This is a genomic window from Candidatus Cloacimonadota bacterium, assembly GCA_020532085.1.
GTDB lineage: Bacteria > Cloacimonadota > Cloacimonadia > Cloacimonadales > Cloacimonadaceae > Syntrophosphaera.
In genome coordinates, this window is record JAJBAV010000054.1 from 1 (window position 1) to 10,230 (window position 10,230).

The 10,230-nt window shown below is 56.3% G+C and carries 7 protein-coding genes; 2 read left to right on the forward strand and 5 right to left on the reverse strand.

Going from position 1 to position 10,230, the window contains the following annotated elements:
* Positions 1-107: 107 nt before the first annotated feature.
* Both LHW45_10315 and LHW45_10320 read left to right on the forward strand, forming a co-directional pair.
* On the forward strand, positions 108-950 hold the full coding sequence (locus LHW45_10315) for a T9SS type A sorting domain-containing protein (protein MCB5285965.1): 843 nt from the start codon (positions 108-110) through the stop codon (positions 948-950).
* 188 nt (positions 951-1,138) lie between these two features.
* Entirely contained in the window at positions 1,139-3,439 is a 2,301-nt protein-coding gene (locus LHW45_10320; GenBank protein ID MCB5285966.1) for a T9SS type A sorting domain-containing protein, read from the forward strand.
* A gap of 3 nt (positions 3,440-3,442) precedes the next feature.
* Here the strand turns inward: LHW45_10320 and LHW45_10325 are convergent, their stop codons facing one another.
* The 5 genes from LHW45_10325 to LHW45_10345 all read right to left on the reverse strand — a co-directional run.
* Positions 3,443-5,449: an SUMF1/EgtB/PvdO family nonheme iron enzyme gene (locus LHW45_10325; GenBank protein MCB5285967.1), complete on the reverse strand. Its 2,007-nt coding sequence runs from the start codon at positions 5,447-5,449 to the stop codon at positions 3,443-3,445.
* Positions 5,449-8,568 carry an isoleucine--tRNA ligase gene (ileS, locus tag LHW45_10330; protein MCB5285968.1) on the reverse strand — a complete coding sequence of 1,040 codons (3,120 nt, stop codon included), beginning with the start codon at positions 8,566-8,568 and terminating at the stop codon, positions 5,449-5,451. Before ileS ends, LHW45_10325 begins: the two co-directional genes overlap by 1 nt.
* 79 nt (positions 8,569-8,647) lie before the next feature.
* Complete coding sequence (locus tag LHW45_10335; GenBank protein MCB5285969.1) at positions 8,648-9,013, reverse strand: hypothetical protein; 366 nt, start codon at positions 9,011-9,013, stop codon at positions 8,648-8,650.
* 136 nt (positions 9,014-9,149) lie between these two features.
* Positions 9,150-9,650, reverse strand: coding sequence for a hypothetical protein (locus LHW45_10340; protein ID MCB5285970.1), 501 nt, complete (start codon positions 9,648-9,650; stop codon positions 9,150-9,152).
* A 202-nt stretch (positions 9,651-9,852) separates the two neighbouring features.
* Positions 9,853-10,230, reverse strand: a 378-nt coding sequence (locus LHW45_10345; protein ID MCB5285971.1) for a hypothetical protein, incomplete at its 5' end; no start/stop codon positions are given.

Below are 10,230 nucleotides of genomic sequence, written 5' to 3' on the forward strand. Positions count from 1 at the left end.
GAGTGACAAAATATGAGCCTATCTATTTTGTCAAGAATTATTTGCAGATTTCAAAAACTACTTTTTGATCCTAAATGCTCTTACTTTTTAACCAGACCCTGAGGATTATGTGCAAAGGTCTTATCTATAATGTCGCCAATCCCGCCGCTCCCGTAGAAACAGGATCCATCGATCTGGACGTCTGGACGGGAAACCTGGCCCTGGAGGGCAATTATCTTTTCGTGGGCTCCAGTGGAATAATGATTTTTGATGTGTCCAATCCCTCTTCGCCCCAGCAGGCCGGTTTCGTGGGCAGCGGCAACCTCTACGGCGGAGGTCTCGCCAGGGCTGGCACTTACCTCTATGCGGCCACCAACGATGCTGTGGACATTTATACCTGCGCCGATCCTGCCGATCCGCAGTTCGCTTCCCGAACCAACCTTCCTGCGGGGATTTTCGACCTTGAGGCTGTCCAAAACAAGGTCTATGTTGCCGCCGAAACATCGGGTGTTTATGTGCTGGAACACGACAGCGCCGGTTTTGCGCAGATCACCGGTTATTATAACACCCGTGGCTGGGCTAAACAGCTGGCCGTCTGTGGCAGTTACGTATATGTCGCAGATACAAGAAGCTTCGTGATCCTGCATTACAACGGAAACTCGGACAACAACGATCACCTCATTCCCCCGGCGGAACTGGCCGGCCAGATCTGCAACCACCCCAATCCCTTCCGCGACAAAACCACCATCAGTTTTTACCTTCAGAAAGCCAGCAGTCTCAATGTATCGGTCTATAACCTGCGCGGACAGCTGATCAGATGCCTGAAGGATGGATTTGCCTCTCCGGGTCCCTGCGAAATAGTCTGGGACGGCCGGGATGAACAGGGCGGAAAAGCAGCGGCAGGGATCTATCTATACCGGATTCAGAGCGGTGATTTTTCTCTGGCCGGTAAAATGCTCCTCAGCAGGTAGCGCCCAAGGAATTTTCCGGGATTCCCTCCCGTTCGTTCCCAATATCAATACGGTATCAATACGGAATCAATACGGATTTCATCCGTATTGATTCCGTATTGATACCGTATTGATATTGGGAACGAACTGACAAAGTGGAACAAAAATTGCGATACAGGAAAGCAGATAATAATGTGTGGAGACCAACCATGAAAAAATTGCTGTTTGTCGCGCTCCTTGTATCAGTGGCCGCGCTCTGGGCCCAAGGTACAACTTTGCCGGATTGCTATTACACCTACGCGCAGATCTCCCAGATGCTGAGCGATTTTCAGACCCAGCATCCGGACATCGCCAAACGCGTGCAGATCGGAGTGACGCAGCAGGATCAGCTGCCGCTATACGCCATGCGCATTTCCGACAATGTGGACCAGGACGAGGAGGAGCCCGCGCTGCTCTTTGTGGGACAGGTTCACGCGGAGGAGGTGCTGGGCGTGCAGACCACGATGAACAACATTTCCGAGATCCTGGCCAATCGCGACCAGCTGCCTTATATGCAGTGGATAAATTTTCTGGACATGTGGTTTGTGCCCACCTTCAATCCCGAGGGGCACAACGTGGTGACCGCCAATCTCGACACTTCATACCGTAAAAACAAGCGGGACAACGACTTGAATGGCATCTTCGACTACAGTCCCCTGGTGGGTTACGATGCCGACGGCGTGGATTTCAACCGCAACTTTGATTTCAACTGGTGCCACGGCGACTCCTTGCTGCAGCCGGGCGGACTGGAGGTCTGGGATTATTACCGCGGCCCCTATCCGATGAGCGAAAGCGAAAACCAGGCCCTCAAAGCGCTGGCCGACCAGTACAAATTCGTCTATTCGATCTGCTGGCATTCCTCGCGCACAGGCAACCTGAGCGAGAAATGCTATTATCCCTTCAACTGGAAAGAGGTGCGGCCCTCGCCAGACGTGGCCTTTTCCGCCTCCATCAGCGCTTCCGTGGCCGCCCAGATCATCAACGAAGCCGGAACCGCCAGCTATGAATCCCTGCCCAATCTCAGCCGCAAAGGCGCGTTTCACGACTGGATGTACAAGCAGTATGGCACCTTCCAGATGCTTATCGAATGCGGCACCGCGAATCTTCAACCCACCGAGGCCCTGATGCAGAACACGGTCCAGCGCTGCCGCAACGCCGTTTACTGGATGTTGAACCGCGCGCTGCCCAATTCCCAGGCCGTGCCTTCAAGCTCGATGCTCACCGGGATCATCCGCGACGCTGCCAGCAGCGAACCCTTGGAGGCTGAGATCATCGTGGAGGGCTTGCACGCGCCCTGGTTCGTGCCCCGCACCTCAGATCCCACCACCGGCAGATTTTTCAAGCCTTTGGCCACCGGCACCTACAACCTCCGCTTCCGCAAAGCCGGTTATTGGGACACCGTGATCCAAAACCAGATGGTCTACAACAACAACTGGACCCAGATCCAGGTGCAGATGCAGCCGCGCCAGCCTGCCAGCCTGAGCGGCAGGGTGCGCAGCGGAGGAAGTGACATCGCCGCCCAGATCGTGATCGGTGAGGTTTACCCGGACACCCTGGCGGTGAACGGACACTTTGTTTACAATGGTTTTGAGGGCGAATATCCCGTGCGGGTTTACGCCGAAGGCTACTATCCCTGGCTGGGCACCCTGCAGCTGGCCCCCGGCATGAACAACCTTCTGCTGGATCTCAGCCCAGCCACTGTGTTATTCTCGGAAAATTGGGAAACCGGCACTGACGGCTGGACCTTCGAAGGTCCGTGGATGCTTCAAAACGAGCTTTCGGCTGCTGGTTACGCCATCACCGACAGCTGGGGTGGAAACGGATTCTACGCCATGAACTGCGACGTCTGGATAGCGCCCACGCAGCCGCTTACACTGCCCGCGGGAACGACGTCCATGCTTACTTTCGATTCCCACCTCTACACCGAGTGGAACTTCGATCCGGTGACGGTGGAAACCTCCAGCGACAGCCTCAACTGGACGGTTTGGTGGACCAAATCCGGTCGCCACGACCACTTCAGCAAAGAATTGGTGCCATTGGACGACCTCGCCGGGCAGACGGTCTGGCTGCGCTTCCGCCTCACGGATCAGTCCACCCATGTGGAACTTACAGACCCGGGCTGGACCCTCGACAATATCAGGCTGATCTGCGGAAGCTCCACCGCGGCCCAGGACCCAGGCCTGCCGGGATTGCCGCAAGCCGCCCTGTATCAGAACTTTCCCAATCCCTTCAACCCCAAAACCACCATTCGCTACAGCCTCGCGACCCCGGCAGAGGTGCGCCTGGGCATCTACAACCTCAAGGGTCAACTGGTGAAAGAACTGGTGAAGGAAAATCTGTCCTCGGGCGATCATCAAAGCGTCTGGGATGGCAGTGACCGTGCTGGAAATCAGGTGGGAAGCGGAATTTACCTCTACAGACTGCAGAGCGGGGATTACAGCAAAACCCTGAAAATGATCCTGGTCAAATAAGCTTCAGCGGCTGCGAACCAGCCTGAAGCCGACGTAGGAATATCCCAGGTTTGGATTGCCGCTCTCGCGGTTGAGAATGCCCAGCTTGGTGCCGATCCCGTTCTTGACGCTGCCGCCGCGGATCACTTTCAAGCTGCCGCCGGACGGGCCGCGGGGATTGTTGAACTCCGCCATTTTACTGGGATATTTGGCATCATACCAGTCCCAGCACCATTCCGCCACGTTTCCGCTCATGTCGTAGATCCCGTAGGCGTTGGCTCTCTTGCCGCCGCCGGCGCGGTAGCGAAGCTTGCTGTTGTCATAGTGCCAGGCCACATCGTTGGGGTCGTCGGATCCGCTGTAATCCAGCAGGGTTCCGGCTTTGGCGGCCATTTCCCACTCGGCTTCAGTGGGCAGGCGATAGCCGTTGGCAGAGAAATCGCAGCTTACGGACGCGGCGCCTCCGGTGATCCGGTAGGCTGGTTGCAGCCCCTCATTTTCACTGCGGGCGTTGCAATAGCGGATGATATCGATCCAGCTTACGTTCTCCACCGGCAGATTGCCGGCCGGGGTTCCATGCAGATAGGGCGGGGTCATAAATTCGTCCCACTCGCTTTGGGTCACCTCGTATTTGCCGATCCAGAAACCGTCCTGGGAGGTGTTGGAGTTGGGATTGTCCTTCAGCCGTCCGAAGCCAAAAATCCCGCCCGGAACACGCACGAACCTGCTTCCGTCCGGCGGCGCGGCGGTCTTGGCGGGCTTGGTGCCCGGGTTTTGATAGGTTTGCTCTCCCGGCAAACTCAGCTTGCGGGGATCTTCCCTGACCGCGTTCTGAGTTTGCTGGCCGGCGGGGGCGTTTCCCGGCTGGCGGGGTTGCGGAACGTTCTGGGTGTTGGTTTCCAGGGTGTCCGGCGTTCCGGTGATGATATTGCCGATGTTCTCAACCAGGCCGCCCGGTTTGAGAATTGCCGGCAGGCCGAAAATGAAGAACAGGGCAAGGCCCGCCGCAATCAGACCGATCAGCAGCCAGAACGTCCATTCCAGATGGCGCTTGGGTGGCGGCATCGGCTGATCTTGCAGCTCTTCCAGCGATTGCGGGGCCCCCTGCGGCGCGAAAACCTCGTCTTGGTCCACCGGCGGCAGACCGTTCAAACCTTTCAGCAAGGTCTCCAGGGAAGTGTAGCGCTGTAAAATGTTGCGGTGCAAGCAGTCCGAAAGGATCCTGTTCATGCTCAGGGTCACGCCCGGGATGTTGGCAAACTTGTGCTGCTTTAGATGCTCGGAGTTGTAAATTGCGTTGTACAGCACATTTCCGGACAGCAACTGAGCGATGATGACGCCCAGGTTGAAAACCTCTTCCCGCTCGTCCACCTCTTCATATTTGATGCCTGAGGAGAGCACGGTGATATTGTCGGAATCCTCGGGCACCATGATCCCGCTGGGGGTGAGTTCATGCAGCGAAAGCCCCTGTTGGCGAACGGCTATCGCCGTCTGCACCAGTTGTTTGGCCACTTCGCGCACGAAATCTTCACTCAGCCGTCCGGCGTTGTTGGCCTTGATCCGGGCCAGTGAATCGCCGCTCACGAATTCCGTGGCCATGAAAACGGGATCGTGGGTTTGGTTGATTTCGGCGACCCGGGCCGTGTGCACGGAACTCAGGTTGCCCATGCGTTTAAGCCTTTTCTGCAGACCCATGATCGATTCCAGATCGGAATACTTGTATTTGAAAAAGAGCTTGAGCACGTACTTTTTGCCGTCTTTTTCCGCGATGTATTTGATCCCCTCAGGATCCTTGTTCAGCATGCGGACGATGGTGTAGCCGCAAAAAGCGTCACCCGGGTCCATCAGCTTGAAAACCGCGTCGGTAACCCGGTCACCGCCGAAACTCCTGATCACTTCAGGAGCTTCGGGTTGGGGAACGTGATTCTGTTCGTTGTTGCTTGCTTCCAGATCTTCGCGCCGCGCGCCGCAGTGGACGCAGAACTTGCTCTTTTCCGGGATCTTTTGCCCGCAGTTGCCGCAATAGCGCATCAGACGGTCCTCGTGATCCTCAGCCAGACCTGTTTGCCGTTGATGTCGTACTCGCCGAGGCCGGCGGATGATCCGGACTCACGCAGCGCGTCGCAGAGGGTTTCGCTTTGGATGAAATCGCCGTGCGCGGCCAGCGCGGCACTGATCTCGGCGTCTCCCAGCCACTCCACTTCGATGCGGTCCATGATCTCGAAACCCTGTTCCTTGCGGCTGAACTGGATCTTGTTCACCAGCTCGCGGGCATAGCCTTCGCGGATCAGTTCAGGCGTGAGGGCTGTGTCCAGGGCCACGAACATGTCATTCAGGCTCTCGAAAACGAAGCCCTCGCGGGGCTGGATGTGCACTGCCACGTCTTCCGGCACCAGTTCAATGCCCAGGGAGGCAAGTTTGTAAGTGCCTGTGGCATTGAAGGCTGCCAGGATATCCTGACCCTTCAGGCGGGCCAGTTCGGCGGCGATGGCTTTCATCTGATTGCCGTATTTGGGGCCCATCACCTTGAACTGCGGTTTCAGTTCGTAGTGCACAAAATCTTCATCTTCAGCCACATAGACGATCTCGTGGATGTTCACTTCCTCCTGAATGAGGCCAAACATGCGTTCCACGGTCGCCCGGTATTTGGCCGGCACATACATCCTTTGCAGAGGCTGCCGCACCTTGATCTGGCAGGCATTGCGGGCGGCACGGCCCAGCTGGACAACTTCGATTATCACCCGCATTTCCGCTTCCAGGGCGGGATCGATGCAGGCGGTCTCGGACTGCGGATACGCGGCCAAATGCACGCTTTCACCCGCTTCAAGCGAGAGAAACAGTTCTTCCGCCAGATGGGGCGTGAAGGGCGCGATCAGTTTTGCCACGCTCACAAGCACTTGGTAAAGAGTGCGATAGGCGCCTATCTTGTCTTCCGTGAGTTCCAGCGCCCAAAATCTGCGGCGGCTGCGGCGCACATACCAGTTCGAAAGTTCGTCGATCACAAAATCCTGGATGGCGCGCACCACCTTGGTTAGTTCGTAGTCCTTCATCCACTCACGCACCTGGCCGATCAGGGTCTGCAGCCGGGAAACGATCCAGCGGTCGATCTCCGCGCCGTGCCGCCAATCCTGGGGATGGGCCGCGGCGTCGAAGCCATCGATGTTGGCATAGGTGGCGAAGAAGGAATAGGTGTTTTTAAGCGTGCCGATAAATTTGCCGATGATTTCTTTCACTCCCTCCACATCAAAGCGCGTGGGCACCCAGGGCGGACTTACCTCCAGCAGATACCAGCGGATGGCGTCGGCGCCGTAAGTGTGCATCAATTCGATGGGGTCCACGGAATTGCCTTTGGATTTGCTCATCTTCTGGCCTTTGGCGTCCAGGATGAGATCGTTCACCAGGCAGCTTTTATAGCTGGAGCGCCCTTTGTAAAGGGTGCCGATGGCCAGCATGGAATAGAACCAGCCCCGGGTTTGGTCGATGCCTTCGGAGATGAAGTCGGCCGGGAATAGTTCGGAATCGAAACTATCTTTGTTTTCAAAGGGATAGTGCCACTGCGCGTAGGGCATCGAGCCGCTGTCAAACCAGCAGTCGATCACTTCCTGGGTGCGGTTCATGCTGCCGCCGCATTTGGCGCAGGCAAGGGTCACATCATCGATGTAGGGCCTGTGCAGTTCGATGTCGGCGGGCACCGGCGCGCCGTTTTTCAGTTTGCCGCGGCTGATCAGTTCCCCGATCGAACCCACGGAGCTCTTTTCGCCGCAATCCTCGCAGATCCAGATGTTCAGCGGCGTGCCCCAGAACCGGTCGCGGGAAAGGGCCCAGTCCACATTGTTGGACAGCCATTCGCCGAAGCGTTTTTCGCCCACGAAGCCGGGATACCAGGCGATCTGGCCGTTTTGCTCCAGCAGCTGCCGTTTGAATTCGGTGGTGCGGATATGCCAGCTTTCGCGGGCGTAGTAGATAAGCAGGTTTTCGCAGCGCCAGCAGTGGGGATAGCTGTGTTTCACCTGCTCGCGGCGGTAGAGGTTGCCGCTTTCCTTCAGGCTGCGGATGATGTCTTTGTCCGCGGTTTTTACGAAGATGCCGGTCCAGGGCGCGATCAAATGGTTGAATTTGCCTTCTGCATCCACCGGCTGGATGAAAGGCAGATCATATTTGAGGCCGAGGGCATAGTCATCGGCGCCGAAAGCCGGGGCGGTGTGCACGATGCCGGTACCGTCGTCCATGCTCACGTAATCCGCCAAACCCACATACCAGGCGGGTTTTTCCACCTCGATGAAACTGAAGAGCGGCTGATAGCGGCGGCGCTCCAGTTCCCGGCCGGGAAATTCGCTCAGGATCTCGTATTCGCCATCCAAAACCTCAAGCCGGGCCTTGGCCAGGATGTAGTTTTCCTCCAGATGGCGCACCTTCACGTAAGTTTCGTCCGGATGTACGGCCAGCGCCACGTTCGAGATCAGCGTCCAGGGCGTGGTGGTCCAGGCCAGGTACCAGGTGTCGTCTTCGTCCTCAGCCCTGAACTTCACGAACACGGAGGGATCCTCCACGTCCTTGTAGCCCAGCGCCACTTCGTGCGAAGAGAGCGGGGTTCCGCAGCTGGGGCAGTAAGGCACGATCTTGTGCGCTTTGTAGATCAGCCCGCGCTGGAAAAAGTTGTCCAAAATGTGCCAGACGCTCTCTATGTAGCTGTTGTGCATGGTGATATAGGGATCGTCGAGGTCAATCCAGTAGCCCATCAGTTCCGTCATTTCCTGCCAGAGGTCGAGGTAGCTCCAAACCGATTTCTTGCAGGCCTGGCAAAATTTCTCCACGCCGTAGGCTTCGATCGCTTTTTTATCTTCAAGTCCCAGTTGCTTTTCCACCTCGATCTCCACCGGCAGGCCGTGGGTGTCCCAGCCGGCCTTGCGTTTCACCTGGAAACCGTTCATGGTCTGGTAGCGGCACACGAGATCCTTCAGCGTGCGTGACAGCATGTGATGGATGCCGGGTTTGCCATTGGCGGTGGGCGGTCCTTCGTAAAACACGAATTGGGGCGCGCCCTCGCGCTGATCGATGCTTTTCTGGGCCAGGGAGTGTTCCCGCCAATAGGCGCGAACCCGCTCCTCCAGGTGCCTGGGGCTTTCTTTAAGGTCTATGTTTTTATACATTTAAGCTAAAATTGTGTCCTTGCGTTGGGCTGATCTTCGGTTGGGGCGACAACGCGGCCGGAAGATGCGAAACCTTCACTCAGCCGATCTTTTTGGAATGGCCCGGGCGTCTCTGGCCGGGAACGAAATTCTGCTTCGTTTGCAGATGGTCTCTCTTGTGTTCATGGGCCGCGGGGAGCACGCGCTCCTCTTCTTCCTCCGTAACCGGCTTTTCCTCAAAGAGTTCGCTGAAGTGTTCCTTCAGCTCTTCGTGTTCGGAAACGTAGGTTTTCCACTCTTCCATGGCGGCATCCATGTCCACGCAGCGGGTGCAGAGAACCACCAGATTCTGGTCTGTGGTCCCGATCCAGCCGCGGTCATAGCAGTTGTCGCAGCTTTTTTTGCGGCGATGCTTGCCCGCGATCTTCTGGGCTGCTTCCAGATGCTTGTCGTCAAGCTTGAACATAATGTCTCCTTTTCCCCGGTCCACGCTCGCTTACGGGGCGAGTGGGGCCATGGGAAGCTGTTTGTTTAACCAATCATACCATCTTTTTCACCGGGGCTTTTCTGAAAAGGATTTTTTTCAGCCGGTTGGCTGGCCGCTATTTCTTCTTGCGTGGCCTGCTGCCCGCGGATGGGGCTGGTTCAGCATTTTTCACCGCTTCCGGCGCGGCCTTGGCAGGTTCCGGTTCCGCGAACTGCAGCGGCTCGCTGATCACCGACTTTTTCAGCTCCACCCGCACAACCGGTTCCAGGCGGTGGGTTACTACAAAGAGATTCTTGTTGCGGCTGAGTTCCAGCTTTTGCTCCGGCGTCATCGCCTCGATCTCTTTCAGGTTCACGATCCTTTCGATCGCTCCGGTGGCCATGTCCACGATCTGGACAAAGGTTTGTTTTTCGGCCATGAAGTCTACCTCCATTGTGTATTTATCAGGAAATCTTTTGCAGATGTCAAGCACAAAATCCAGATATTCGTCACGGTGGGTCTGATACCAAATGCGGAACGCGCGGCATTTCCCCACGCGGCGGCAAACCGCGCAAAGGGGCGGCGTCACCTCACGGTGGCGCTTGATCTCGCAGGCATGGAATCTGGATTTTTTCATGGCTGGCCTTTTCTCTGAAAAGCCTCTCCCTGTCAAGAAATATCGGCGGTGGCGACCCTCCCGGCACGGTTTTGGCATCTCTATTTCTGACCGCGATCATCGCCTGCCTGGACGCCAACCTTGAATGATGACCGTAAGTATCTAATGATAAGTATATTAACCGCATATGTCGCCCTGATCGCCGGGCGGAAGTTGGGCCAAATCAGCTCTGTTTTTCCAGGCAGGGCGAAAAAAGCCGGCGGCATGATGTCTGAATGATCTTGCGGTCGATCCAGCTGAAAACAGCATTAGCTTGAGGGGCTGGAAGAATCGCAGGATGGGATGGTTGGCAGAAGTCGCTCCGAAGATGAGAAAAAAATACTTCCATCAAGGACACAATCGAACTTCTAAAGATACCTTGGAGCTTGTTGCCCGGGAGCGGTTCAGATATTTTTTGCCCAATCCGCAAAATAAAAGGCATCCCCCCAAAAAAGTGAGTGTCAGGAATTGCAGTAGTCCCTATAACAAGAGAGTATGGCATTATTTTGTCCACCGATTTGTGATTTCCGGAGCCATTTGGCCATTTGTCCTCAAAGTTCGA